The sequence below is a fragment of the Thermotalea metallivorans genome, from assembly GCF_001562415.1.
GTDB classification, from domain to species: Bacteria; Bacillota; Clostridia; order Peptostreptococcales; family Thermotaleaceae; genus Thermotalea; species Thermotalea metallivorans.
Genome location: NZ_LOEE01000026.1, coordinates 22749 through 48449, shown reverse-complemented (window position 1 = coordinate 48449; position 25701 = coordinate 22749). Strand labels below are relative to the sequence as shown.

The following is a 25701-nucleotide window of genomic DNA, read 5'->3' as shown; positions in this document are numbered from 1 at the left end:
CAAGAGGCGAGAGAAAGATCCGACATCTTGCATCCAATATCATGCGGGTGTGGCGGAATTGGCAGACGCACTAGACTTAGGATCTAGCGCCGCGTGCGTGGGGGTTCAAGTCCCTCCACCCGCACCATTTTTTTTATTATATACAGGACAGGATTAGCATTTGAATTTTGTTTTTCTAAAATGGATATGGAGAAGTACTCAAGTAGGCTGAAGAGGACGGTTTGCTAAACCGTTAGACCGGGAAACCGGTGCGCGGGTTCGAATCCCGCCTTCTCCGCCACGCGGTTATGCATCAAAGCACTTACATGAAGGATGTAGGTGCTTTGTTGTATTTTTGCAGAATGATTTTATAAAATAAAGGGGAGATTTATGGTAGGTTCTATGATGAAATCGGATATGGTGAAGGCGGAGTTGAGAAAATAAAGAGAATCGAAAAAGAGGATTATCGGCTCCCTTTGAAGAATGGTTAATGACGGATCGATCATGGGCATGCATCACTGGACGGGGAGTGCATTATCAGATGGGATGCAATACTGAAAACCCAAGAGACTTGCCAAGAGGGCAAGTTAAAAAAAGTGATTTGCCAAGATTTTCACAAGAACAGGAGGCAATCCAGATGCTAAGGTATTTGACTGCAGGAGAATCCCATGGAAAATGCTTGGTAGCCATTATTGAGGGATTTCCATCCAATGTAAAAATAGATATAGAAAAAATAAACAAAGATTTAAGGCGAAGGCAAGGGGGATATGGTCGCGGAAAGCGGATGGAGATTGAGCAAGACCGTATAGAAATTTTATCCGGGATTCGAGGAGGAAAAACTCTTGGAAGTCCTATTGCTTTCCAAATTGAAAATAGGGATTATGCAAATTGGAAAAGATATATGAATCCCATAGAAGTTGATGAAATGGAGAAAAAAATTACTAAGGCGAGGCCGGGCCATGCCGATTTGACAGGAGCTTTCAAATATAATTTTTCCGATATCAGAAATGTATTGGAAAGAAGCAGTGCCAGGGAGACGGCTGCCAGGGTGGCGGTAGGAAGTATGATGAAGCAATTGATGGAAAATTTTGGGGTAGAAGTGATAAGCCATGTGACGTCTATTGGTGATGTAAAGCTTGAAAGAAAGGTTGAAGATATTCATGAGATTCGTAAGGCTGACCAGTCTGACCTTCGCTGCATTGATGAAAAAGTGGAACAAAAGATGAAGGAAGCTATTGATTCGGCAAAGGAAGAAGGGGATTCCCTAGGCGGTATTTTTGATATATACATTACAGGTGTTCCCAAGGGATTAGGAAGTTATGTGCAGTGGGATAGAAAATTGGATGCCAGGTTGGCCTATGGACTTATGAGCATCCAGGGAATGAAAGGGATAGAAATTGGATGGGGATTTGAAAATGCCCAAAAAAGAGGTTCAGAGGTTCACGATGAAATATTCTATGATGCAGGCAGAGGCTTTTATCGAAAGACAAATAGGGCAGGAGGAATCGAAGGCGGTATGTCCAATGGGGAAACCATTGTGATACGATGTGCGATGAAACCGATACCGACCCTGTATAAACCCTTGAAAAGTGTAGACATAGAAAGCAAGGAGATTTCCTACGCCGCTGTTGAAAGAAGTGACGTCTGTGCTGTGCCCGCTGCTTCCGTTGTAGGAGAGATGGTAGCCATTACTGTAGTGGCGGAGGAGTTTTTGAGGAAAACCGGAGGAGATTCTTTAGAGGAGATTGAAGAGCGATGGAAAAAGTTCAAGTAGATTTAGGGAAAGACAGTTACCCTATTTATATAGGGAAGGGTTTGCTGGACAATATTTCAGAGTATTTGGGCGAAAGGGACAAACTTTTGATATTGACTGACAAAAATGTAGATGCCTTATACGGTGACAGACTGGGAAAAAATTTAGGGGATGAAGCCTTCTGCAAATATGTGATAGAGCCGGGAGAAAGTAGCAAGAATATGGACACCGTCATAGAGATCCTATCTTACATGCTCAAAGAGCATTTGACAAGGGAATCAAAAGTGGTAGCCTTTGGAGGAGGCGTAGTGGGAGACATTGCCGGTTTCTGTGCCTCCGTTTATATGCGGGGAATTCCGTTTGTCCAAGTGCCTACTACCCTATTGGCTCAAGTGGACAGCAGTGTAGGGGGAAAAACAGGAGTAAACCTGTCTCAATGGAAAAATATGATTGGTACCTTTTATCAGCCAAAAGCGGTGATCATTGATACGGATGTTTTGTATTCTCTTCCTCAAAGAGAGTTTATGAGCGGAATGGGTGAAGTGGTAAAATACGGTATTATACAAGACAACACCTTTTTTAACTATCTGAAAGAAAATATTCATAAAATAAAAGATATGGATGAAGCTGTGATGCAACATGTAATTCGACGATGCTGCCAGGTAAAAGGGCAAATCGTGGCCTTAGACGAAAAGGAGCAGGGAGTGAGAAAAATATTGAATTTTGGCCATACCATAGGGCATGCTTTGGAAGGCATGACACAATATCAAAAATATACCCATGGAGAAGCCGTTCTGATTGGCATGTATATGGAAACTTTTATTGCCCGAAGGTTGGGAGTTATCCCCGAAGACTATTTTTATGAAATCACGGATTTTATTCAAAATCTAGGCATGGATGTGGATATTCCCATGTATGATGTACAGAAACTTATAGAAATCATGATGGGCGACAAGAAAAATGCACAAGGGAAAATATCCTTCATATTGCCCGTGGCAAGGGGAAAAATGAAGGAGTATTTATTGGATATCCATGAACTCCAATGGTAGAAGGAGAAAAGGCAATGAAAAGCCGGACGTTATCGACAAGGGAGGACGATAAAGGATGTTCATTCAGCCTGTAAAAGGAGTAAAAATGGAAATGGTGGTGCCGGGAGACAAATCCATATCCCATCGTTCTATCATGCTTTCTTCCATTGCAGAGGGGGAAAGCAAAATCTATAATTTTTTGATGGGGGAAGATTGTCTGAATACCATAGATTGCTTTCAAAAAATGGGTGTGGAAATTGTGATGGGAAGAGAATATATCAAGGTGGGAGGGGTTGGACTGAGGGGCTTGCAAAGGCCGGAAGAAAGGCTGGATGTAGGAAATTCAGGAACAACAATTCGCCTGTTGTCAGGGATTTTGGCTGGACAAAATTTTGATTGTGAAATTACAGGAGATGCATCCATACAAAAAAGACCCATGGACAGGGTCATCCAACCTTTAAGACAGATGGGAGCAGATATCTACGGCCTAGAGAAGGAAAACTATGCTCCTTTGGCCATAAAAGGAAAAGGACGACTCAAGGGAATCCATTATGAAATGCCTGTTGCCAGTGCCCAGGTCAAATCTGCCATACTGTTGGCAGGCCTCTATGGCGATGGAAGAACTTCCCTACGGGAATTTCAACAATCCAGGAATCACACGGAATTGATGCTAAAATATATGGGAGGAGATATAGAGGTAAAGGGGCTGGAAGTTGTCTGCCGTCCTGTGGAAAAGCTGCAGGCAAGGGAGATTTTTGTGCCGGGGGACATATCTTCTGCTGCATTTTTTCTGGTTCTGGGCTCCATCTTGGATGATGGAGAGATACGAATCAAGGATGTGGGTTTAAATCCTACAAGAACCGGTATCATTGATGTATTGCTCCAAATGGGAGCAAACATTGAGGTCATGCACAAAAAAAAATGTTCCGGGGAGCAGATGGGAGATATTCGGGTAAAGAGGGGAATGCTTCGAGGGATAGAAATCGGCGGAGAAATTATTCCTAGATTGATTGATGAGATTCCCGCGATTGCCGTTGCCGCATGTTTTGCCGAAGGGACTACGGTGATTCGAAATGCAGAAGAATTAAAGGTAAAGGAAAGCAATCGAATCAAAGCCATGGTAACAGAACTGAAAAAGCTGGGTGCTTTCATTGAAGAAACGAAGGATGGAATGATGATTCAAGGAGGCAAAGCTTTGCGTGGGGGAAGGATAGAGAGTTATCAAGATCATCGCATTGCCATGTCTTTGACCATTGCAGGACTTGCGAGTAAGGAAGGGGTAGAAATTGATAATCCCGAATGTGTTGCCATATCTTTTCCCACCTTTTTTGATATTGTAGCTAAAATTATGAAAAATAAATGATATATATAAGGAATGCGAGTGGTAAATTATAAGAATGAAAATAGGATAGGAGACGAAAGGCATGAGGAGAAGAAAAAAACCGGGAGCAAAGGAAAAATTGCTGGGTTATGAACGGTATGTTTGCGTAGAGCCGCAAAGATTAAAAGGCAAATGGGGGGCCTATTTTGGGAATACAAATCCCATCCACCTTGAATTAGGAACAGGAAGGGGACAGTTTATTACCACCTTGGCTGATTTATACCCGGAAATAAATTTTATTGGGATGGAAATAAAGGAGGAAGTGCTGCTAAAGGCAGTAGAAAAAGCAGCAGAGAAGAACTTGAGAAATATTGCCTTCCTCTGGTATGATATCAATAAAATTGAAGAAGTGTTTTCACAAGATGAAATCCATAGGATTTATATCAATTTCTGCGATCCTTGGCCCAAGAAACGGTGGGCGAAAAGGAGGCTGACCTATAGAAATTTTCTAGAGAAATATAAACAAATTCTGGTGGAAAAGGGTGAAATTCATTTCAAGACAGATAATGAAAAACTATTCGAATTTTCATTGAATGAATTTTCTCTTTGTGATCTGCGACTGGCCAATATTACTTTTGATTTGCACGGCAGCCATATCAGCGGTATAGAAGATAAAATTACTACAGAATACGAAGATAAATTTTCTGCTATGGGTATGAAAATTTATCGGTGTGAGGCTGTGAAAAGAAATTGACATTGCAGAAGAACTATGCTCCAATATAGATATGCAATCATGAATAAGGGGGATGGCAGAATGAAGCCAAAGTATGTAGTGATCATTCAATGTGATGTGGCCCATCATCGGTGCAGCGGTTTTGCCTGTACGGATTCCTTCTATAAAAAGGAGGGCAAATTCGAAGGGTACGATGAGGATGTGCAATACCTCTCTTTTACCTGTGGAGGATGCTGTGGGAAAAGTGTTGCTGCAAAGCTGGAACACTTAGGGCGCAAGCTGAAAACAAAGACAACCTTATCCAAGGATGATGTGGTGATTCATTTGGCATCCTGTATGACGACAGATAATTATCATTATGATCGATGTCCCCATGTGGAATATATCAAGGGTATTGTGGCAAAAAAAGGGTTTTACCATGTGGTGGAAGGGTCCTATATCAGCAAAAATGCTTTTAAAAAGAGATCCGAAGGCATTTATCGCACCTATGAATAGATGGGATCAGCGGTAATCTTCATAAACTGCATTGCAAAATATAAAGGAAACAACCATGAATTTTTCATAAGAGGTGGGAACATGAGTCGCGTAGGAGAAAAAATTCGGGAAGAGAGAACGAAGAAGGGGATAACGCCAAAGCAGTTAGGGAAGAAGTGTGGCGTAACGGAATCCTTTATACTGGATATAGAAAGCGGAAGAAGAATCGTGAATGAGAAACTTTTGGCGCAGATCTCCAAGGTCTTGGGGGTAAATTTAGAAGAAAGTATGGCTTTGGAACCTCCAAAGGAGGAAGTACAGGAAAGGGTAGAGGAAAAACCCCTTAGAACTATAGAAATTACGCCCGTCAGAAGAAAAGAAATAGAACCTTTGGATCAATGGGAAGATGCCCTCTCCAATATTATCAAGAGAGTGCCTGTCTGTGATGTGGAAATGAAGGAAATAAAAGGGTATAAAAGCTTTCCTATTATAGAGAAAAAAGTGGAGGGTTTTCATCCTGACAAATTAATTTATATAGAAATACCGGATGATACCTTAAGTCAGTACAGGATCAGAAAGGGAGACCGTGGGCTGATCTATATGAATCATGAGCTGGTAAATGGGGCATTTCACCTGATAGAATATGATGGAAAAAGGAGATTGAGAAAAATAAAGAAAGTGGAAGGAAATAGGATGCAATGGGTGGAGGGCACCCAGGATGGGAAGGCAGTGACAAAAGATACAAAAGATGTAAAGATTCTAGGGAAATTAATCCGTGTGGAAATTGATTTTTAAGTTGAATGATTTTTGATTTGAACCCCAAGGCTGTGGAGAGGATCATGTCTTCAAGACTTTGGGGATTTTTATCGCTAATTGAAAATAGATCATAAAAATATTTCTTTAGTACCTGCGATAAGAAAAAGGAATTTTAGTATAATAATATTAATACAAAATCGATAGCGTGGTGGATAAGGTGAGATTTAAAGGTAAAATCATCATCGGAGTATTGCTGGCCCTGCAGGTGCTTTTGAATGTGTTGGCGGTGAATGCCTATGGATATATTGATTATTTGCCTGTGGAAACAGATTTTCAAGGATTTTTTCAGAAGGCTGAAATGTTTCTGGGGACAATCTTTACTTTGTATACGATCTTTATTGCTCTGGTTATCTTTATGGAAAATAAGAACCCGGCAAAGACCATTGCATGGCTTTTGATCCTATTTTTAGTACCCGTCATCGGATTTATTTTCTACTTGTTTTTAGGACAAAATTTTCGGAAGAGAAATATCTTTAAGAAAAAGAAACATATTGATTTTGAAAAATTTGAAGCCATAGCCCGGGATCAAAGAGAGGCCATGAAAGATAAGGCTTTGTTCAAGGATGACGAAAGTTTTGTAAAAAAGAGACTGATCAGCCTCATATTAAACAATGCCAATGCTCCCTTTACTATCAACAATCGTTCTAAGGTGCTTACCAATGGGGAAGAAACCTTTCAGGAAATTATTGAAGCCCTGCAAAAGGCCCGCCATCATATTCATTTGGAGTATTTTATCATAAAAGATGATGGCATAGGGGGGTTGATCAAAAATATTTTGATGGGGAAAGCACGGGAAGGAATCAAGGTAAGGGTGATTTATGACAGTGTGGGAAGCTGGAAGCTCAGTCAGGCGTATCTCCGGGATATGCGGGAGGCAGGTGTAGAAATTTACGCCTTCTTGCCTGTGTATTTTCCCGTGCTAAGCCGTGAATTAAACTATCGAAATCATCGAAAAATTATTGTAGTCGATGGGAAAATAGGGTTTCTGGGAGGGCTAAACATTGGAGATGAATATTTGGGAGGAAATCCTCATTTAGGTTTTTGGCGGGATACCCATCTATGTATTGAAGGAGAAGCTGTGTACGGACTGCAGAATATTTTCTTTAAGGATTGGCATTTCGTATCGAAGGAGCAGCTTCCCTATGATGAAGCATATTTTCCAAAGCTTTCTTATTATGGAGAGCAATTGATACAAATTGCTGCCAGTGGACCGGATTCTGACTGGCAGTCCATCATGCAAGCCTATTTTGCTACCATATCTTCCGCAGAGGAAAAGATATGGATCAACACACCCTATCTGGTACCCGATGAGAGCATTATGATGGCGTTAAAAACTGCTGCTTTAAGCGGTGTGGATGTTCGGATTATTCTTCCCAGCTATCCGGACCATCGTACGGTGTTTTGGGCTTCCATGTCCAATGTTGAAGATCTGCTGCAGGCAGGGGTAAAGGTGTATAAATACAAAAAAGGATTTATCCATGCAAAGATATTGCTTGTGGATGGAATTGCAGCTTCCGTGGGCACAGCAAATTTGGATATGCGAAGTTTTCAAATTAATTTTGAAGTAAACGCCTTCATTTATGACAAGGATATTGTGGCACGAATGGAGAAGGATTTTTATATGGATATGGAGGACAGTGAAGAAGTAATTCTGGAAGAATATCTAAAAAGACCCATGTGGGAGAAGATCAAGGAAGCCACGGGGAGGCTGCTATCGCCATTGCTTTAGTCTCCATGCCGAAGAATTGATAAGGGGGGGGAATCCATTGACTGCAAAAGAAATAGCATTGATTGCAGGGACAGAAGAAACCAGAAAGACCCTGCTGGAACAGTTAAAGGGATATATTGGGGAATATATCCGAATAAAAAGTTATGCCATTGACGAGGGGATCACAGAGCTCGTCCAAGGGGATTTGATTATTGTATCCTCCGATCTGGTATATGAGGAAGCCCTTCCCTATTTAAGCGAAAACAGCAAAAATAAAATTATTTCTGCAAGAAGAACCATCAATTACAATTTTATTGATCAATTGCTGTTTGTACCTGAAGGAACAGAGGTTCTTTTTGTCAATGATGTGGCAGAAACTGTCTTTGATTCCATCGGAAAGCTAAAAGAAATGGGGATTAATCATATAAAATATATTCCCTATTATCCGGGGATCAAGGGGGTCAAGCCGGTGAAAATAGCTGTTACACCGGGGGAGGTAGATAAGGTTCCCGATTTCGCAGAAGAAATTATTGATATCGGGCCGAGGTTGATGAACATGACTTCCATTAAAAATTCAAGATGCAGTGATTCACCGATTAAAATGCTACAGTTGGTATGGAAATATCAGAGAATTAAAAAATACCATCGAATATATGCTGGCAGTATGTGAAGATGATGTGATTCGATTCAGCGATATACCAGAAGCAAGCTTTTTCCAGATCAAATTATTGGACAGGGAAGACAGGAAAGAGGAAGAGGAAATAGAGAAGCTGGGCAATGCAGAGGAATTGCATTTTATTCTTTGTGCCCTATATCAAGGGATGCTGGAAAATTGTCTCATCGGTCGAAAACAGATTGCCCAAAAAGCCAAGGAAAAGGGCCATCCTTTGAAGGAACCCCAAATTAGACAGAGAATGAATATTTTGGAGGAACATGGTTACCTCGTAAAAAGCAAGGGCAGAGCAGGTACCAAACTGACGAAAAAGGGGAAACGGATTGCAGAAAAGCTCATGGCAAATGGATCATAAAGGTTATAAATGGTTATCAATATAAAGATAGCTTTCACCATTTGAAGGGGGGGCATCCCCAAAATGTTTGGGCAATCAATGGCATGGAATTTGCGTTGATGATTTCATATGGAATGAAGAAAAGGAATCTGTTGATGGGAGTTTCGAGAGATCAAGGATGCCATTTGCATAGACGGCGTACCCATGGAGGATGCCTTAAAGGTTGCCACATCGAATCCCGCTAGAATTTTAAAGCTTAGAAATAAAGGCAGCTTGGAAATCGGCAAAGATGCAGATATTGTATTGGTAGATAGAGAAACCTTTACCATAGATACCGTGATCGCCCGGGGGAAAAGTAATGGTGCAAAAGAAGGATATTGTAGTGAAGGGAACCTTTGAACAATAAAAAAGAAAGGAGCAGGTCTGCTCCTTTAATATTTTTTTAAATCCTCCATCAGTTCTTGGATTAAATCCCTAACAGACATCATCTTATCAATTTTATGAACCTTGGCACCGGCAAAGGCAAAACCCTTGTCCAGGTTCCCCTTCTGGGCATTGATGAGGGCATCGGCAATGCAATAAGGGGTCTCCTTTGGATTGCAAGGCTTTAGACAGTTAATACATTTGATGTCTCCCGGCTTCTCATTTTTATATACCTTATCCAAAAATTCATTTTTTATGGCTCTGCCGGGCATGCCTACAGGGCTCTTGATAATCATTACATCCTCTTCCCTTGCATTTAGATAGGTTTGTTTAAAGGCGTCAGATGCATCACATTCATAGGTGGCTACAAATCTTGTAGACATTTGAACAGCAGAAGCCCCAGCACTGAGAACATCTCCAATATCCTTTCCATTATGAATGCCGCCACCTGCAATCACAGGAATTTTTCGGTCATATTTTTCCTCAAAGGGACGAATTGCTTCCAACACTTCTCGAACCAGCTTTACGAGGGAGAAGTTTTCCATTTCGTCCAATTGATCCAGGGAGAAGCCTAAGTGACCGCCGGCTTCAGGACCCTCTACAACGATGGCATCAGGCAGATAATGATGTTTTTTGTCCCATTGTCTGCAGATTAATTGGGCCACTTTCCCCGATGAAACGATGGGAGCAATTTTTGTCATGGAATCCTTAACCAACTCAGGGAGTTTCATGGGCAACCCGGCACCGGAGAAAATGATGTCTACTTTTTCCTTTACGGCAGTCCTTACCATATCTTCAAAATTGTTAATGGCAGTCATAATATTGACGCCGATAATGCCCTTTGGGGCCAGTTCCTTTGCCCTTCTTATATGATAGGCTAGGGCCTTTACGTTTGTTTCGTACTTGTTTTTGTAATAATCTTCAAAATTAAATCCTGGTTCTACACCGGAAATAACACCGATAGCACCACAATTTGCAACGGCTGCGGCAAGACCTGAAAGAGAAATGCCAATGCCCATGCCACCTTGTACGATAGGTATCGGAGTCGTTAAATTTCCAATCTTTAATTGAGGGATAATCATTTCAACACTCCATTCCTGTGATTTGCATACTTAAAATCATTATATAATAAATTATGCACATATACAATTTAAAATAAAAGGGGTAGCTGTAAAAGAATGAAATGAAAAGAAGAAAGATAGGAAAATTTCGAAGATTTTTAAAATGGATTTTGGCAATGAATACTTGCAAAAATAGAAAAAAACGGTTATAATATACTAGAATATATAATCATTATTACTACATCCTTCCCTATGCTATCGGTTGGGTTGTTTTAAAAAGTATAATATTATATGTTCCTTGGAAACCATTTAGGAAGGGAGGATGTTCGATATGTATCAAGATAAGCAGATCGTATGCAAAGACTGTGGCACTGAATTTACATTTACCACAGGTGAACAACAATTCTACGCAGAAAAAGGTTTTGACAACGAACCGAAAAAGTGTAAGGATTGTCGCCAAAAAGCCAAGAGAAGTTTTTCAAAACCAAACAACGGCGGTCAAAAAAGAGCTTTTGAAAGAAGCAGATATTAGAGCATAAACCCGTACCGAAAGGTACGGGTTTTATGATGCTATAGATTCTCTAATTTGTTAATGACGGCGGCAATTTTTTGGGGGACAAGGGTGCATTTATCTTTAGAAACGGAACAAACGGCAAAGCGTATGCCTTTTCCCAAAGGGACAGTAAAAATATATTCTTTTTGTAGCTCAGCAACTACCGCATCAGGGTACTTGCAGGGGATTGTGATAAAGAAGCCTGCCTTATATGGGCAGATTTTTAAGTTTACTCTCTTTGCTTCTTGAATAAATGATTCTGCCCTTTCTGTCAGCAGGGTTTGCAGTACCTGCCTTTCCTTTTCTATTTGCTCCAGCAGTTGGGGGTCACTAAAAATTTTGGTTAAGACTGTCATGGCCGGTCGGGTGCCGTTCGACCAAACGCCACGATTAGAAAATTGATTGACAGTTTTGAATTCTTCTGCTGCTTCCTTGCGGGATGAAATGCAAATCATGGCACCGCAACGCATGCCGTAGAGGGTATATCCTTTGGACATGCTAAAAGCTACAATGGTCAAAATATTTTCAGGCAGATTACCAAAGAGCTTCATAAAAGCCCTAGATTCCTTTGGATTGCCGGCAAAGTCAATATATGCAATGTCAGAGAATAAGATGATCCGTTTCTCTTTATTGGCTGCTTCTGCCTTTAGGCAATCAAAAACAGCGTTCCATTCCTCCATGGTCAAACTATAGCCGGTGGGATTATGGGCGGGAGAATTTAGCAAAATGACCAAAGCATTTTGCCTTTGCAGTAATTCGTGGACTTTTCGTTGGAAGGAAGAAAGATGAAAACAGTCTCTTTCATCAAAAAAAGTATAGGTTTCGATTTTGCGCCCGTGTTCCTCTGCGATGGTCTTGTATGGACCCCAGTACCAATCGGAAGTTAAAACAGCGTCACCCATTTCAGAATAATTCCAAATGGCATGGCGGATGGCACCACTGCCCCCGGGAGTGGCTACGGCTTCTATATAGCCATTAGGAACAAAATCGCCAAAGGCTGCTTTTTTTGCCGCTTCTAAAAAGCCGGGCAGACCACCGATGGGAGCATAGGCTGCATATTCTTCTGCAGGCAGATTTTTTAGCAATTCAATCACTGTAGGGAGTACGGAAAGACTTCCGTCATCATCGAGTAAAGCCCCTACCGATGCATTGACAACCCTATCCGGGCCTATGGTTTTTGCAGCACTTTGGGCTGCACTGTTGGCGGCAAATATTTTATCCTCACCTTCCGTGCGTCTTGAATGGGATGCTACCATTGAAAATGTTGATGACATAATCAATCCTCCTATGCAAGGGAATAGGTGCAGCTATTTTAAGGGTTTGACCTTGATTAGTTCTGATGTTCCGGGGAGGATGCCGAGTACGCTTGGTCGTCTTGTACAGAAGAAAAATAGTTGATGATTCCTGCGATAATAATGAGGAATCCACCCGTAATGCTTAAGAGGTCTGGAAATTCAGCCCACAATAGCATGCCGAAAATAGTTGAGAATATTATATCTGCATAATTATAAATTGTCAACCGGGTAGCTGGTGCATATTTATAACTGTGGGTCATGAAAATTTGAGCAGTGGTAGCGGAAAGACCGATGACGATTAACGTAGCCAGTTGTTTTAAATCCGGGTAAACAAATTGGCCTGCAGCCATAAAAGGAATGGTTGCCAAACTGGAAAACAAACAAAAATGAAAAACAATCACATGGGTCGTATCGGTCTTTTGAAGCTGACGAATCAGGATGTAGGCACCGGCAGCAAAAAATGCCGATAAAATTGCAATCATCGAAGGCAAAAAGGTATAATCAAACTGTGGCTTGATCACGAAAACAGTGCCCAGTATGGCAATAATAAAAGCGGGAATCTGAAGTTTTTTGATGCGTTCATCAAGAAAAATATACGCCAGCAGAATAACGAAAAAGGGTGAAAGTTTGTTTAAAATGACTGCATCGGAAAGAGGCAGTTTTCCAATGGTATAGTAGTAGGTTGCCACACCGGATACCCCCAAAAATGACCTGGCCAGCAGCAGCTTCCTGTTGTTTCCCAAGAAATTTTCTTTGTTTTTATACAAAATAATGGCGGAAATGATTACGCCGAGGATATTTCTAAAAAATATTTTTTCGGCAATAGGAATTTCTGGTATACTCTTAACGGCAATTGCCATGATTGAAAAGAAAAAAGATGACAAAAGCAGATAAAAGATACCCTTGGAACAATAATTCATGGCTAACCTCCTAAGCTTCAAGCATTGTTACTTTTATTATATTTCGAATATATGGGAAATGTAAGTTGTTTTATGAAAGATGAATTAATTTTTAAAAAGTGATGAACTTCACTTAATATTTTGATATATATCACAGGATTAGAGAAAAAGTGAGGCTATAATAAAACTAAAGATGATAGAAAAAAGGAGGAATGAACAATGGCAATAAGAAAGATTGTTCATATAGATGAAGAAAAATGCAACGGATGTGGTTTATGTGTGCCGGCCTGTGCCGAAGGAGCGATTCAAATTATCGACGGCAAAGCAAAATTGGTAGCGGATAATCTTTGCGATGGTTTGGGGGCATGCCTGGGGGATTGTCCTCAAGGTGCCATTACAATCATCGAAAGGGAAGCGGAAGAATTCGATGAGGAAGCCGTAAAAGTCCATTTGGAAAAAGAAAAAAGAGGGGACGAGCCAAGACAACAAAATCATCATGGCCATCATCACCATGGTGGGGGTTGCCCTGGAAGTCAGATGCGAATATTGAATCATAAACCAGCAAAGGCAGCTGCGGCGGTCGTAGGAGATGGGGATGTGGAGATTAAGATTAAATCCCAATTGCAGCAATGGCCTGTACAGTTGATGCTGGTCCCTCCAGCAGCTCCATATTTTGAAGACGCAGATTTGTTAGTAACGGCAGATTGTGTGCCCTTTGCCTATCCAAACTACCATCTTGACCTGTTAAAGGGGAAAAAGGTAGTGGTAGGTTGTCCGAAGCTGGACGATATAGAATTCTATGTTAAGAAACTTACGCAAATCATTAAGATGAACAATATTAAAAGTATAACGGTAGCATTTATGGAAGTGCCTTGCTGCACGGGTATCGTAAGGGCCGTGGAAAAAGCGCTGGCCGATGCAGGAAAGAATATACCGCTGCATCGTGTAAGAATCGGAATCGAGGGAGAAGCCAACAGATTTTAGTTCATAAGAAATTAAAAAAAAGTCAAAGCCTGTTAAGGATTTCAGGGCTTTGATTTTTTTATTTTTAGGTACTTTCTATTGACAAATGCATCCAAAAATAGTACGATAATCGTATGATACGATATAAGAAATATTTATGACATGAAATAACAACGATTGAGAAATGCAATGGGGAGGTGATGCATTTGGATGAAGTGAAGCTTATGCACAAGCTGATAGATATTTTCAAATATAAAGAGGAATATCAGATGGAGACCAGTGGACTTCACCCTCAGGATATGTATGTCTTGGAACGTATTTATTTCAAGGAAAAAGCACGGGTGATGGACATTGCAAAAACCTATCATATCCCGCCCTCTACCCTGACAGGGATTATGGATCGGCTTTATGAAAAGAAATATATTGAACGTATTCGAAGCCAAGAGGATCGAAGGGTGGTGGAAATTGTAGTAACCGATGAAGGGAAAAAGATTGTTGAGCAGCATATCCGAGAGGATCGAAGTTTTGTAAAGAACTTTTTTAATACCTTGGAGCCAGAGAAAAGAGGAGAGTTTCGGAGCCTATTGGCAGAACTGGTAAGCAATGTGGACAAAGAAACCTTATTTGTGGAAAAAGGAGATGACATATGAAGGAGATCATATCATATTTTTTAAAAATAGGCCTGTTGGGCTTTGGAGGACCTATGGCCCACATCGCCATGATGGATGAGGAATTGGTGGAGAAAAGGAAGTGGACCAGCAAAGAACAGTTTTTAGAAGGTTTGGCTGTATGTCAAATATTGCCGGGGCCTGCTTCTACCCAATTGGGGATTTATTTGGGCTATTTAAGGGGAGGAATTTCAGGAGGACTTCTTGCAGGTTTTTGTTTTATCCTGCCGGCCTTTGTTATAATTACTTTCTTAAGCTATCTTTACTTTCAGTACGGGACCATTCCCCAGATGAAGGGTTTGCTTTATGGAATCAATGCTATGGTGGTTGCGTTGATTGGCAATTCCCTGTATAAAATGGGGAAGTCCTCTATCAAGGATCGGGCCGGTATAGGGATTATGGCATTGAGTGCCGCAGCTATATTTCTGTGGAAAATAAACTTGTTGGTAGTCCTTGTAGCAGGGGGATTGGCAGGCATATCCATATATTATCAATGGCCAAAAACGAAAAAAAATTATATAACCCTTCTGCCCCTGGCCTTGGCAGAACCGACTCTTTGGAAATTATTTGCCTTCTTTTTGAAGGTGGGCTCCTTTATTTATGGAGGAGGTTTGGTGATTATCCCATTTATTGAACAGGAGATAGTAGAAAAATTGGGATGGATGACACGTCAAGAATTTTTGGCAGGTTTATCCTTTGGGCAGATTACTCCCGGTCCTGTGGTGATTACTTCCGCTTTTATCGGATATAAAGTATTTGGTGTTCTAGGAGCCGCTGTGGCCGCCTTGGGAATTTTTGCTCCATCTTTTGTCTTTATTTTGATTGCTACGCCCTATCTGGCAAAGATTAGGGAAATCCCTTGGGTGAAGGGGTTTTTGACAGGAATTAATGCTGCTGTTATTGGGGCAATTTTGGCTTCCGTTCTTCAATTGATTCCCACTGCTATTGTGGATGTTTGGACGTTGGCCATTGGAATAGCCGGTTTCGTTGCTCTGTGGAAATATAAAGTAAATTCTTTTTATGCCATTGCTGCTTCAGCCGTTGCAGGATTGGGAATTACTTATCTTTTTTCCCTTTAAAGGGATATGGAGAGGGAGGAGTGCCGATGGAAAGTGTTTTTCAATTGAGAAATATAAGGTATGGGGATATTTTAAATATTCAGCATATGGATATTCCCAAAGACAAGATTACCTGTATTGTGGGGGAAAGCGGCAGCGGAAAAACGACCCTGATTAAAATGCTGAACTGCCTGATCAGTCCTACGGAGGGAGAGATTCTTTTTCAAGAAAAAAATATCTCGGAAATGGATCCGGTAGATTTGAGAAGAAGAGTGGTCATGTTGGGCCAAAACCCCGTTATTTTTCCAGTAACAGTGAGAGACAATCTAAGTATTGCCCTCCGTTTTTCTGAAAAGGAACCGCTGGAGGAACAAGAAATGAAAAAATATTTGGCGATGGTTCATCTGGATAAAAATTTGGATCAGCCGGTGGAAAATATGTCTGGAGGGGAAAAACAAAGATTGGCCTTGGCCAGAGTATTTATCCTAAATCCGGAAGTCTTGCTGCTGGATGAGCCTTCTTCTGCCTTGGATGAAGAAACGGAAATTCTTATTATTGAGGAGACTGTCCGCTATGTAAAGCACTATGGAAAAACACTCATCATGGTCACCCACTCCAAATTGATAGCGGAAACCTATGGGGAAAATATTATCAAAATCAGCAAAGGGCAGTTTGTTAGGGAAGGGGAGATGTAGATGAACGGCATCATCGATTTAAGTTTCTGGCAGCTGGCATCGGCCTATATATTTGTAGTGGCTTTATTGATCATTGTAAAGATGAAAGGGATTGCCAGGGAACAGGAAATCCTTATAAGTTCCGTCAGAATGACCCTGCAACTGATTATTGTAGGATATGTGCTATCCTACTTATTCGAACATGAGAACCCTTTGTACACATTGCTGATTATCGGTGTGATGGAGGTATTTGCTATATTGAATATCTATAAACGAATCAAGGCGAAGATGTCTGTTAAGTTGAAGAAAGTGATTGCCCTTTCGATGTTTGCAGGGACCATCCTTTCCATCTTTTATTTTTTATTTGTTGTTATTCAGATTTCACCTTGGTATAAAACACAGTATTTTGTTCCCTTGGCAGGGATGATTATCGGAAACTCCATGACAGGAATTTCCTTAGGTGTAGATCGGTTGGTGGATGGAATGAGATCAAAAAAGGATACGATTGAAACGGCTTTAATGTTGGGGGCTACACCGAAGATGGCGGCAAAAACCATTGTGGATCATGCCTTTGATTCGGCAATTATGCCTACGATTAATTCCATGGTAGGCATGGGGATCGTTTTTTTACCGGGCATGATGACAGGGCAGATATTGTCTGGAACTTCCCCCCTGACGGCTATAGAATATCAAATTGCTATCATGCTGGGGATCCTAGGCAGTGTCTCCTTGACGGTAATCCTATTTGTACAGTTGGGTTACAAATCCTTTTTTAATAAACAAAAACAGCTTGTGCTCGATTAGTAAAAATATGACAATGTCATGATTAGGGGAATGTACTTTTTATGAAACATATAACATAACATATATGGAAGAATTTTCAATATGAGGCCCATGGGGAAAAATGAAGAATGATTATGGTGCAATGAAAAGGGTATATACAAAAGGGGAAAAATTTATTGAGAGGAGATTGAAGAGATGATCAATAGAAGAAGAGGCGTTGTTACCATGAAGGGAAACCCTTTGACCCTTTTAGGCAATGAGATCAAGTTAGGCGATCGGGCTCCCGATTTTACGGTATTAACCAATGACATGCAGCCCTATTCTTTAAAAGATGGGGGCGATAAGGTGAAAATTATCAGTGTTGTACCCTCCTTGGACACGGGGGTTTGCGAACTTCAGACAATCCATTTTAACCAGGAGGCGGCTGCCTTAGGAGATATCATCATTCTTACCATCAGCGTAGACCTGCCTTTTGCCCAAAAGAGATTTTGCGGAGCCAAAGGAATTGATAAAGTGATTACTTTGTCTGATCATAGGGATTTATCCTTCGGCTTGAATTATGGATTTGTTATTGAAGAACTAAGATTGCTGGCAAGGGGTGTAGTCGTTCTAGATCAGAATAATATTGTTCGATATGTGGAATACGTAAAGGAAGTAACGGAGCAGCCTGACTATGACAAGGTCATGGAGGAAGCGAGAAAATTAATGGCATAGACAAAAGCATTATAAGAAATTGAAAGGGCAAGTGGAGAGATTCATTTGCTCTTTCGAATTTTTGAAGAAAAAAATATGGAACTTAATGGCTGAAAATGGATAAAAAATAAAGCCAATAACATAAGGAAGAAGGATATAGATATCAGAATAGTGGTACAATAAGGGGCTGGAATATTTGGGATAATTCCTGCGTTATGGTTGCAATCGATAAATTATTTTATAAAGGAGCTTTTTCTGAGGGAAAATAAGAAGAGAACGAAGCATGGCCAACAGGAGGCAATTTATGGAGAATACAACGGATAACCGAATTCAAAGATATAGAATGGCAATTTTTCGTGAAGTCGTTAAATTGGCGTGGGAAGGAAAACTGGAAAAGGAAATAGAGGGGCTTCCCGATAAAATATTGGGGAACGATATCAAGGATGAACAGGAAAGAATAATTGTCAAAAACTACATTCGTATGGCCATGGGATTAAATCCCTGCAACGGGGATTCCGAACTGACAAAAGATGTCCAAAGGGCCTTGCAGATGAACAAGATAGAAAAGCCTCTGGTGGCAGTCATCCAAAATGTATGTGAGACATGTCACCGCTACCATGAAGGCGAGACAAGTCAATATGATGAGGATTGCCCAAGAAGTCATTTGGACTGTACCGAGGACGAAAATAAATGCCTAGGGTGTGGAAAGTGCATTGGGGAATGTCCACTGGGGGCCATTTCAGATAAAATCGAATTCATTCCCATTATAAAGATGTTGCAGGAAAGGAAACATCCCGTATATGCTACCATAGCACCGGCCTATGTAGGGCAGCTAAAGGGGAAAATGACGCCGGGAAAAATCAGGGCTGCCCTCAAATGGATGGGATTTGCCGATATGATTGAGGTGGCTGCCTTTGCGGATATTTTGACAGTAAAGGAAGCTTATGAATTTGACCATAAGGTAAAGACAGAAAAGGATTTTTTTATTACCAGCTGTTGTTGCCCTGTCTGGGTAGGAATGATCCAGAAAAATTTCAAACATATAGCAGATCATATATCACCATCAGTATCACCCATGATTGCATCAGGAAGGGTATTGAAGGTCTTAAATCCCGAAGCAAAGGTTGTTTTTATCGGCCCTTGTATTGCAAAAAAAGCAGAAGCTAAAATCCATGCCCTAGGGGATGCCATCGATTATGTATTGACTTTTCGGGAACTCTATGAGATCTTTGAGGCTTTGGAAATTGATTTTGATGTCCTAGAGGATGATTATCGGGAAGAGGCATCCTTTTCGGGGAGGGTATACGGAAGAACCGGTGGAGTCAGCAAAGCGGTGGAGCTTTCTGTCATGCGGGTAGCCCAGCAGCGGAAAATTCCTTTTAAGTCCATAGCTTTTAATGGAGCTAAGGATTGTAAAGAAGGATTAGAAAGGCTGCTTAGAGGAGAAATTGATGCAAATTTTATAGAAGGCATGGGATGTGTTGGGGGATGTGTAGGAGGGCCCAGGGCCATTGCCTCCATTGAAGAAGCCACGGAGAAGGTAAATGACTACAGCGAGGCAACCCCAATGAGAACGCCTTTTGACAATGACAATGTGTTGCAGATGATTACAAGTTTAGGGATAAGGCGATTGGAATCTTTAGAGGATCAAGACAGTATCGGAAATCTCTTGGTGAGAAATCTGGAGGAATAAGTTGCGGCGATTCCCAAACAGTTATTTCTGTTTCATTGAAAAAATGAAGGCCTTTTTTCTTATTCCATATAACAAAAGAAGCAGGGAAAAAATGCCTAAAAATCATAGCTCGATGATGGCACCGAGCTATTTTTCGTTTTCTCTAAAATGCATATGTATCCCCGGGTTTTAAAATGATGACCTCTGCTTCCTTGACCCTCTCTTTGAAAACTGCAGGATCTGCCTGAATAACGGGGAAGGTGCCGTAATGCATTGGAATCACTTTTTTTGGCTTGATAAATTCAACGGCACGGAAGGCATCCTCTATATCCATGGTAAAATTGCCTCCGATGGGCAGCATGGCCACGTCAATATGTTCTATCTCTAGAAGCTTCATATCCATAGTCAATCCCGTGTCCCCTGCATGATAAATTTTTTTGCCCTTTACTTCGATGACGAAACCGCAGGGATTTCCCCCATAGATGAATCCTCCTACCGTTTCAATGCCCGAACCATGGAGGGCAGGTGTCATTTTGACGGTGCCAAAATCAAATTTTTTCCTTCCACCGATATGCATGGGATGGGTGGGGACATTTTTGCTTCCTAGATAAGAAGCAATTTCATAATTTGTAATAACGGTGGCATTGCTTCTGTTGGAGATGAGAGCCGCATCTCCAAGGTGATCCCCATGGCCATGGGTTACAAAGATATGGGAGATATCTCCAAAAGCAGAGGGGTCTGCCGGTGCTTGGGGATTGTTAGAAATAAAAGGGTCAATTAAGGCTTTCCAGTTTCCTTCTTCCACATAAAAGCAGGCATGACCTAAAAACTGTATTTTCATCCTCACCATCTCCTTTGGCAGTTTATGTATCAATATCATCATACCATAAAAAGGAAGTACATTCAAAGTTATAAATGGGTGAGCACAAAGGAAGTGATGTCATTGTATATATTTTGTGTTTCCCTGCTGCGGTGAAATCTGTGGTCTGTATGTTCATAATATCGGATCTCCTTTAGGGAAGATTTTGCGTAATGATAGATATATTGGGCACTATAGGGCTTTACTACGGGATCTTTTTTTCCTTGGATGATCAATAGGGGTACATCGATGTTTTTTACCAGGGGCCTAGAGGAAAGCAGCACTTTTCTGAAATGCCAATTGGCTTTTAGGGGAATGCGAAAAGCACCGGTATATTCGCGGATCCGCTGATAATTTTTCACCTTGAATGCTTCCAGCATATCTTTTGCTATATTCTTTACATCAAAACAGTAGATAGGGGTACACATAGACACAAGACATTTTGCTTTGTACTTTTGCACAAGGTGGAATGCCAGCAATCCACCCATGGAAAAGCCGATGATTGCAATATCGTTGCATTGGCGGGATAGTTGGGTATAGGCTTCCGACGCCGATTGAATCCAATCAAGATAGGTGGATCGATGCAAATCCCTTTCAGGGTCTTTGTGGCCATGGAGTATAGGGCAGTAGGTAAGGATGCCTTTCTGCTCCAAAATGTTTGCCAAGGGGTCCATTTCCCAGGGACTGCCCGTATAGCCGTGGAGCAATAAACAGCCTTTCATGAGACATCATCTCCTCTCGCGTACATACTTTTTCACTAATGAAAAAAGAAAAATTGCTGCAGTAATAAATGATGTTTGCTGTTTGCAACGGGACGATCAAGGGATTCTGAACATAGTATTCACAAAAACCTGCACAAGTTATGATATAATTTTTTAAATAATCATAATGGATGAAAATAAATATAGGCAATATAAAATTATGTTAAGAGGAGTGATTTGAAAAAATCTTTCATAAAAAGCTATACAAAAAGCTATGCATTGTGTGAAAGAAAAATAGCCAGAAAACCAATTCTGGCTATTTTTATGCTATGGGTCATTTTCAAAGAGAGACATTTACACAGTCTTTTTTTACAAGGCCCATGTATCCGAAGGCCAGGGTACATAGGGGTGTAAGGTAGGTCAACAGGGCATAGGGAGCAAAAGCAGATATGGAAATGCCGAACATGGCTGTAATGATTACGCCGTTTACATTCCAAGGGATGAGGGGCACGAGGACAATACCCGAGTCGGCAATGGTTCGTGCCAGGGTATTGAGGGATATTTGATGTTCCCTAAAAACTTTTTGCAGAAATTTTCCGGGGATGATGACGGCTAGGGTTTGATTGCAGGTAATTACGGCAATGATAAAGCTCAAAAAAGAAGTTCTTAGGATCAAATCTCCTGAATTCTTTGTTTTTGCTATAAATTTATGGATCAAGGGCTCAATCATACGGGTACCGTCTAAAATTCCGTTTAAAGCTGTAGAGGAAGCAATAATGAGGATGACATTCTTCATCGACAACAAGCCCCCTCCCGACAAAATCGCAGAAACCTCCGGTATTGGGTGCTGGAAACCCAAGAGAGCTGCTTCTAGGATTTGAGAAAAGGAAAATTGCTGCTGAAACAGAATGATCCCCAAACTAGCCAATAGCCCTACGATTAAACTATGGAGCATAGGAAAACGAAATATGGCCATGACCATAATCATCAGGGGAGGGATCAGCATCATCCAATGGATGGGAAAGTAGGTTGCAAGCATGTGCTGTAGCTCCATGATTTCAGGATTAGGCCCATGTACAGCATAAAACCTGCCCGCGATGGCATAAAAAATGGTGCAGAGAATGAATACCGGTGTTATGGTTGCTGCCATATGCCGGAGATTATCTGGAAGTTTTGTTTCCGTAACTACGGCTGTCAGATTGGCACTGCTGGACATGGGAGAGGAACGATCCCCAAAATATCCCCCTGATACAATGGCACCTACCAAAAGGGGAAGGGGGATGCTAAGGCCTTTGCCGATGCCTACCAAAGCCATGCCCACAGTACCCATAGTACCTAGGGAAGTTCCTAAAACCATAGAAACCATACTGGTAATCAGAAAAGCGGCAAGGATAAAATTAAGATCGGAGAGATAACGGAAGCCCAAATACATCATGGTAGGAATAGTGCCACCCATCATCCACAGGCCGATAAGGATGCCGATAAGGGCCATCACCACCAGGACAATCCATGCACTTTTTATACCCTTTCCTAGCATGTTTGCGATTTCCTTTGGTGTATAACCATGGCTGTGTACAACAGCCCCGATGAAAATAATGCTGATCATTAAGCCGTAATAGGCAGAATATCCCAATTGTATCGAAAGAAGAATGCTGAAAAGCATGACAAAAAGCGTCCCGTAGGTCCATGGCATACCAATTGTTTTTTTCATGATAACCCTCTTTTCCTTTGAAGTCCCATAACAATTATACGATATATAAGGGAAAAATAAAATAAAAAATAAAATATTGGCAAAAGTGTGTTCCGGGGGTGTTTTGCCTACCGGGATAAGTATATGGTATTCAGGAAGGTGCTTATAGTCTTATGCTTATGAAAATCTTTTGATTTGTCCATGATAAAGAATATAAAAGATTTTTTGCAAGAAGGGGATGGCGGATGGAATTTAAGCATTATCGGGGAAAGATTCGAAGATTTTATCTATCCCATTTCAGAAAAGACTATATCGAAGATCAATTGAAAAAGAGAAAGGGAAACTGTAACATGTGTGGACGGTGCTGCCGGTTAGGCTACCGATGTATCTATTTGACAGATGATAACGTTTGTTCCGTATATCAACGCTATAGATGGTTAAGGCCTGTCCAATGTGCTGCGTTTCCCATTGACCCCAAAGATATGGGGGAAATGGATAACCCCCAATGCGGGTTTTATTTTGAAAACTAGAGGAAAAGCCTGAAGATTAATCTTCAAGCTTTTCCTCTGCCTGTTCTTCTGAAGGGACAGATTTGGAAAGGGTACAGCTTTCTTCTATAACTTTTGGAGTCTCTTCCCTGTCCTCCACGGCAGAAGGAGGGGATGTCAATTTGTTTCCGCAATTTGAGCAGTAATTGGCGTCTGGGTCTATGATAAAACCACATTGGCTGCATTTGATGATTCCCTTCAAGAATTCCATTTTTTCCTCATATTCCCTGATGTTTTTCAATGTGGCCTTTGCTTCATAGAACAGGAGTATAGCAGCCTCAGGAACCCCATCGGGAATCTTCTCCAAATCCTCGGTGTGAATGATTGTTTTGCCTAGATTATAATATAGTTCTTCCAGTTTTCCCTTTTCCCTTGAAAGATTCATTTTTAGCTTTGTCATTTCTGACATATCGCTGGAGATTTCTTTGATGACCTTTGTGCTTTCAATCATCCCTTGCTTTACTTTGTCAAGCAGATTCATGGACAAGACCTCCTCATCAATGTTTTTATTAAATAAATATTGCAAAAGGAATACAATATGCTAAAAAGCATAAAAAATACCTCTACTGTCAGCCAGTAGAGGTATGATAGACTTTATTTTCAAGCAGTTTTTTCTATTTGATTCTGTGGAAGTTTTTCCATGGTGATGCCTGTGAATCCGTAAAAAATAGATATAAAAGGATTGACTAAATTCAAGAATGCAAATGGCAAATAGGCAAAGGGATGGACACCTAGGGTACTAAACATAAATGCACCACAAGTATTCCAGGGAATCAATGGAGATGTCAAGGTACCGGCGTCCTCCAAGCATCTGGACAGATTTTTCGGATGGAGCCCTTTTTGATCCCACATGGGCTTATACATCCTGCCGGGCAACACGATGGATAGATACTGGTCCCCGGCCACCAAGTTTGTAAAGATGGAAGTAAAGATAGTAGCAACTACCAAAGAGCCTGTATTTTTTGCAAAAGACATGATTTTCTCTGCAATCACCTGAAGCATTCCCGTTTTTTCCATTGTACCGCCGAAGGCCATAGCCACAAGAATTAAGGATACGGTCCACATCATGCTGTCTAATCCACCACGGGTGAGCAAATCGTCAATGGCGGCTATGCCTGTTTCGGAAGTATATCCGTAGTGGGCAGCATTGACGATGTCGCCGAGTCCGGAACCTTGGAAGATTGCTGCAAAAACCCCTCCAAGGATTGTGCCGCCGATTAATCCCGGAATGGCCGGTACTTTAAAGATTACCATGGCAATAACGAGAACCGGAGGAAGCAATAAAAGAGGATTGATATTAAATTGCTGTCCTAGGCCGTCTAAGATAGTGTTAATGGCTGCTGTGTCCAGTTCCTTGCCGGCATATTTCATCCCCAGAATACCATACAATATAAGGGCAATGATCAAACTAGGACCTGTGGTAAAAATCATGTGCTTCACGTGGTCAAATAGATTGGCACCGGCCATGGCAGGGGCCAAGTTGGTTGTATCGGATAATGGAGACATCTTGTCGCCAAAGTATGCCCCCGAGATAATTGCTCCGGCTACCATTGGGAGGGGAATTTCTAAACCGCCACCAACACCCAACAGCGCAATACCTACTGTACCGGCAGTTGTCCAAGAGCTTCCTGTAGCAAGGGATACGATACAGCAAATGAGACAAGTAGCTACCAGGAATATTCCGGGTGATAATATTTTCAAACCATAATAAATCATTGTTGGCACAACGCCTGATAAAATCCATGTACCGATGATGGTACCGATAATCATAAGAATTAAAACTGCCTGCATGGACATTCGAATCGTTTCAATAATTCCTTCTTCAATGACTGACCATTTATACCCTGCCCGAACAGCTACCAAAGCAGCTACAACCGTTGTAGCCAGAATCGGAATATGTGGTGACCCTTCGTATTTTAAAATTGTCACCATTAATGATACGATTAAAAATGCGATTACAATAAGCGCTTCCCAAATAGAAAGTTTTCTGGGCGTTTTTTCCATAGATAAATCCTCCCCCTTTATAAAAATAAAAATAAAAAAGTAACAATGCTGTTCTAAGTATACCATGAAAACGATGCCAAAAGCAACAACATTACCAATATTTAGAATATTCAGGGTTGTTAGCAGATTTGAAATACTATGCCGTTGAAATTGCAAGGAATAAAAGGAATGTCTCATTTATATTAATATGAATAAATATAAATGTCAACACATAAATATTTAATTTAATAGGAAAACAATCAAAAGATATCCTAGGCATGACTTTATTCTATAAGGACGGAATAAGGCATAAATACAAGGTTTCGCAAAAAGGGATAAGGCCTTGGAGGGAATAGGTT

27 protein-coding genes and 2 tRNA genes are annotated in these 25701 nt (G+C 41.0%); 21 read left to right on the top strand and 8 right to left on the bottom strand.

Annotated elements, in window-relative coordinates:
- Nucleotides 1-43 precede the first annotated feature (43 nt).
- From AN619_RS04620 to AN619_RS04565, 12 genes are all read left to right on the top strand, one after another.
- Nucleotides 44-127: transfer RNA gene (locus AN619_RS04620), tRNA-Leu, on the top strand.
- Between the two features lie 61 nt (nt 128-188).
- Nucleotides 189-280 (top strand) — tRNA-Ser (locus AN619_RS04615).
- Nucleotides 281-616: 336 nt separating this feature from the next.
- Entirely contained in the window at nt 617-1753 is a 1137-nt protein-coding gene (gene aroC, locus AN619_RS04610) for a chorismate synthase (RefSeq protein ID WP_068555314.1), read from the top strand.
- Complete coding sequence (gene aroB / locus AN619_RS04605) at nt 1735-2781, top strand: 3-dehydroquinate synthase (RefSeq protein ID WP_068555310.1); 1047 nt, start codon at nt 1735-1737, stop codon at nt 2779-2781. Before aroC ends, aroB begins: the two co-directional genes overlap by 19 nt.
- Nucleotides 2782-2836: 55 nt before the next feature.
- Nucleotides 2837-4123, top strand: a complete 1287-nt coding sequence (aroA, locus tag AN619_RS04600; protein WP_068555309.1) for a 3-phosphoshikimate 1-carboxyvinyltransferase — start codon at nt 2837-2839, stop codon at nt 4121-4123.
- Nucleotides 4124-4184: 61 nt separating this feature from the next.
- Entirely contained in the window at nt 4185-4835 is a 651-nt protein-coding gene (gene trmB / locus AN619_RS04595; RefSeq protein ID WP_068555308.1) for a tRNA (guanosine(46)-N7)-methyltransferase TrmB, read from the top strand.
- Between the two features lie 60 nt (nt 4836-4895).
- Nucleotides 4896-5309, top strand: a complete 414-nt coding sequence (locus AN619_RS04590; protein ID WP_068555307.1) for a CGGC domain-containing protein — start codon at nt 4896-4898, stop codon at nt 5307-5309.
- An 81-nt stretch (nt 5310-5390) separates the two neighbouring features.
- Nucleotides 5391-6083, top strand: coding sequence for a helix-turn-helix domain-containing protein (locus tag AN619_RS04585; protein ID WP_198153239.1), 693 nt, complete (start codon nt 5391-5393; stop codon nt 6081-6083).
- 178 nt (nt 6084-6261) lie between these two features.
- On the top strand, nt 6262-7833 hold the full coding sequence (gene cls / locus AN619_RS04580) for a cardiolipin synthase (protein ID WP_242867328.1): 1572 nt from the start codon (nt 6262-6264) through the stop codon (nt 7831-7833).
- Between the two features lie 37 nt (nt 7834-7870).
- Complete coding sequence (locus tag AN619_RS04575) at nt 7871-8482, top strand: hypothetical protein (RefSeq protein WP_068555305.1); 612 nt, start codon at nt 7871-7873, stop codon at nt 8480-8482.
- Nucleotides 8397-8840 carry an AAA-type ATPase lid domain-containing protein gene (locus AN619_RS04570; protein WP_157064910.1) on the top strand — a complete coding sequence of 148 codons (444 nt, stop codon included), beginning with the start codon at nt 8397-8399 and terminating at the stop codon, nt 8838-8840. Before AN619_RS04575 ends, AN619_RS04570 begins: the two co-directional genes overlap by 86 nt.
- 183 nt (nt 8841-9023) lie before the next feature.
- Nucleotides 9024-9218, top strand: a complete 195-nt coding sequence (locus AN619_RS04565) for an amidohydrolase family protein (RefSeq protein WP_068555303.1) — start codon at nt 9024-9026, stop codon at nt 9216-9218.
- 32 nt (nt 9219-9250) lie between these two features.
- Here the strand turns inward: AN619_RS04565 and AN619_RS04560 are convergent, their stop codons facing one another.
- Nucleotides 9251-10324 (bottom strand): NAD(P)H-dependent flavin oxidoreductase, encoded by a 1074-nt coding sequence (locus AN619_RS04560; protein ID WP_068555302.1) that lies wholly within the window; start codon nt 10322-10324, stop codon nt 9251-9253.
- Between the two features lie 310 nt (nt 10325-10634).
- Between AN619_RS04560 and AN619_RS04555 the strand changes: the two genes are divergently transcribed.
- Nucleotides 10635-10835: a zinc-ribbon domain-containing protein gene (locus AN619_RS04555; RefSeq protein WP_068555301.1), complete on the top strand. Its 201-nt coding sequence runs from the start codon at nt 10635-10637 to the stop codon at nt 10833-10835.
- 38 nt (nt 10836-10873) lie between these two features.
- Here AN619_RS04555 and AN619_RS04550 read toward each other — a convergent pair whose 3' ends face one another.
- Nucleotides 10874-12130, bottom strand: a complete 1257-nt coding sequence (locus AN619_RS04550; protein WP_068555300.1) for an aminotransferase class I/II-fold pyridoxal phosphate-dependent enzyme — start codon at nt 12128-12130, stop codon at nt 10874-10876.
- Nucleotides 12131-12186: 56 nt separating this feature from the next.
- Complete coding sequence (locus AN619_RS04545; RefSeq protein ID WP_068555299.1) at nt 12187-13071, bottom strand: DMT family transporter; 885 nt, start codon at nt 13069-13071, stop codon at nt 12187-12189.
- A 198-nt stretch (nt 13072-13269) separates the two neighbouring features.
- Between AN619_RS04545 and AN619_RS04540 the strand changes: the two genes are divergently transcribed.
- The 7 genes from AN619_RS04540 to AN619_RS04510 all read left to right on the top strand — a co-directional run bounded on the left by AN619_RS04540 (nt 13270) and on the right by AN619_RS04510 (nt 19582).
- Entirely contained in the window at nt 13270-14034 is a 765-nt protein-coding gene (locus tag AN619_RS04540; RefSeq protein WP_068555298.1) for an ATP-binding protein, read from the top strand.
- Nucleotides 14035-14228: 194 nt separating this feature from the next.
- Entirely contained in the window at nt 14229-14663 is a 435-nt protein-coding gene (locus AN619_RS04535; protein ID WP_242867331.1) for a MarR family winged helix-turn-helix transcriptional regulator, read from the top strand.
- Entirely contained in the window at nt 14660-15760 is a 1101-nt protein-coding gene (gene chrA, locus AN619_RS04530) for a chromate efflux transporter (RefSeq protein WP_068555296.1), read from the top strand. Before AN619_RS04535 ends, chrA begins: the two co-directional genes overlap by 4 nt.
- Nucleotides 15761-15786: 26 nt before the next feature.
- Nucleotides 15787-16434, top strand: coding sequence for an ABC transporter ATP-binding protein (locus AN619_RS04525; RefSeq protein ID WP_068555295.1), 648 nt, complete (start codon nt 15787-15789; stop codon nt 16432-16434).
- Complete coding sequence (locus AN619_RS04520) at nt 16435-17217, top strand: ABC transporter permease (protein WP_068555294.1); 783 nt, start codon at nt 16435-16437, stop codon at nt 17215-17217.
- Between the two features lie 174 nt (nt 17218-17391).
- The gene (gene tpx, locus AN619_RS04515; RefSeq protein WP_068555293.1) at nt 17392-17910 is read left to right on the top strand and encodes a thiol peroxidase; all 519 of its coding nucleotides are present in this window, start codon (nt 17392-17394) and stop codon (nt 17908-17910) included.
- Between the two features lie 283 nt (nt 17911-18193).
- Nucleotides 18194-19582 carry a [Fe-Fe] hydrogenase large subunit C-terminal domain-containing protein gene (locus AN619_RS04510; protein ID WP_068555292.1) on the top strand — a complete coding sequence of 463 codons (1389 nt, stop codon included), beginning with the start codon at nt 18194-18196 and terminating at the stop codon, nt 19580-19582.
- Nucleotides 19583-19724: 142 nt separating this feature from the next.
- Here AN619_RS04510 and AN619_RS04505 read toward each other — a convergent pair whose 3' ends face one another.
- From AN619_RS04505 to AN619_RS04495, 3 genes are all read right to left on the bottom strand, one after another.
- Entirely contained in the window at nt 19725-20402 is a 678-nt protein-coding gene (locus tag AN619_RS04505) for a metal-dependent hydrolase (protein WP_068555291.1), read from the bottom strand.
- A gap of 68 nt (nt 20403-20470) precedes the next feature.
- Nucleotides 20471-21142 carry an alpha/beta hydrolase gene (locus AN619_RS04500; RefSeq protein ID WP_068555290.1) on the bottom strand — a complete coding sequence of 224 codons (672 nt, stop codon included), beginning with the start codon at nt 21140-21142 and terminating at the stop codon, nt 20471-20473.
- A gap of 319 nt (nt 21143-21461) precedes the next feature.
- Nucleotides 21462-22832 carry a Na+/H+ antiporter NhaC family protein gene (locus tag AN619_RS04495; RefSeq protein ID WP_068555289.1) on the bottom strand — a complete coding sequence of 457 codons (1371 nt, stop codon included), beginning with the start codon at nt 22830-22832 and terminating at the stop codon, nt 21462-21464.
- Nucleotides 22833-23056: 224 nt separating this feature from the next.
- Here AN619_RS04495 and AN619_RS04490 point away from each other — a divergent pair, with 224 nt between their 5' ends.
- Complete coding sequence (locus AN619_RS04490; RefSeq protein WP_068555288.1) at nt 23057-23341, top strand: hypothetical protein; 285 nt, start codon at nt 23057-23059, stop codon at nt 23339-23341.
- A gap of 16 nt (nt 23342-23357) precedes the next feature.
- Here AN619_RS04490 and AN619_RS04485 read toward each other — a convergent pair whose 3' ends face one another.
- The gene (locus AN619_RS04485; RefSeq protein WP_068555287.1) at nt 23358-23840 is read right to left on the bottom strand and encodes a zinc ribbon domain-containing protein; all 483 of its coding nucleotides are present in this window, start codon (nt 23838-23840) and stop codon (nt 23358-23360) included.
- Between the two features lie 119 nt (nt 23841-23959).
- Complete coding sequence (gene nhaC / locus AN619_RS04480; RefSeq protein WP_068555286.1) at nt 23960-25363, bottom strand: Na+/H+ antiporter NhaC; 1404 nt, start codon at nt 25361-25363, stop codon at nt 23960-23962.
- Nucleotides 25364-25701: the final 338 nt, after the last annotated feature.

Coding starts and splice junctions, on each gene's coding strand:
- trmB (WP_068555308.1), top strand. CDS start 4,185: ATGAGGAGAAGAAAAAAACCGGGAGCAAAGGAAAAATTGCTGGGTTAT.
- AN619_RS04550 (WP_068555300.1), bottom strand. CDS start 12,130: ATGTCATCAACATTTTCAATGGTAGCATCCCATTCAAGACGCACGGAA.
- AN619_RS04485 (WP_068555287.1), bottom strand. CDS start 23,840: ATGAATCTGCTTGACAAAGTAAAGCAAGGGATGATTGAAAGCACAAAG.
- chrA (WP_068555296.1), top strand. CDS start 14,660: ATGAAGGAGATCATATCATATTTTTTAAAAATAGGCCTGTTGGGCTTT.
- AN619_RS04555 (WP_068555301.1), top strand. CDS start 10,635: ATGTATCAAGATAAGCAGATCGTATGCAAAGACTGTGGCACTGAATTT.
- AN619_RS04590 (WP_068555307.1), top strand. CDS start 4,896: ATGAAGCCAAAGTATGTAGTGATCATTCAATGTGATGTGGCCCATCAT.
- AN619_RS04520 (WP_068555294.1), top strand. CDS start 16,435: ATGAACGGCATCATCGATTTAAGTTTCTGGCAGCTGGCATCGGCCTAT.
- AN619_RS04500 (WP_068555290.1), bottom strand. CDS start 21,142: ATGAAAGGCTGTTTATTGCTCCACGGCTATACGGGCAGTCCCTGGGAA.
- AN619_RS04525 (WP_068555295.1), top strand. CDS start 15,787: ATGGAAAGTGTTTTTCAATTGAGAAATATAAGGTATGGGGATATTTTA.
- tpx (WP_068555293.1), top strand. CDS start 17,392: ATGATCAATAGAAGAAGAGGCGTTGTTACCATGAAGGGAAACCCTTTG.
- AN619_RS04510 (WP_068555292.1), top strand. CDS start 18,194: ATGGAGAATACAACGGATAACCGAATTCAAAGATATAGAATGGCAATT.
- AN619_RS04565 (WP_068555303.1), top strand. CDS start 9,024: ATGGAGGATGCCTTAAAGGTTGCCACATCGAATCCCGCTAGAATTTTA.
- AN619_RS04560 (WP_068555302.1), bottom strand. CDS start 10,324: ATGATTATCCCTCAATTAAAGATTGGAAATTTAACGACTCCGATACCT.
- aroB (WP_068555310.1), top strand. CDS start 1,735: ATGGAAAAAGTTCAAGTAGATTTAGGGAAAGACAGTTACCCTATTTAT.
- aroC (WP_068555314.1), top strand. CDS start 617: ATGCTAAGGTATTTGACTGCAGGAGAATCCCATGGAAAATGCTTGGTA.
- nhaC (WP_068555286.1), bottom strand. CDS start 25,363: ATGGAAAAAACGCCCAGAAAACTTTCTATTTGGGAAGCGCTTATTGTA.
- AN619_RS04495 (WP_068555289.1), bottom strand. CDS start 22,832: ATGAAAAAAACAATTGGTATGCCATGGACCTACGGGACGCTTTTTGTC.
- AN619_RS04585 (WP_198153239.1), top strand. CDS start 5,391: ATGAGTCGCGTAGGAGAAAAAATTCGGGAAGAGAGAACGAAGAAGGGG.
- AN619_RS04540 (WP_068555298.1), top strand. CDS start 13,270: ATGGCAATAAGAAAGATTGTTCATATAGATGAAGAAAAATGCAACGGA.
- aroA (WP_068555309.1), top strand. CDS start 2,837: ATGTTCATTCAGCCTGTAAAAGGAGTAAAAATGGAAATGGTGGTGCCG.
- AN619_RS04545 (WP_068555299.1), bottom strand. CDS start 13,071: ATGAATTATTGTTCCAAGGGTATCTTTTATCTGCTTTTGTCATCTTTT.
- AN619_RS04490 (WP_068555288.1), top strand. CDS start 23,057: ATGGAATTTAAGCATTATCGGGGAAAGATTCGAAGATTTTATCTATCC.
- AN619_RS04505 (WP_068555291.1), bottom strand. CDS start 20,402: ATGAAAATACAGTTTTTAGGTCATGCCTGCTTTTATGTGGAAGAAGGA.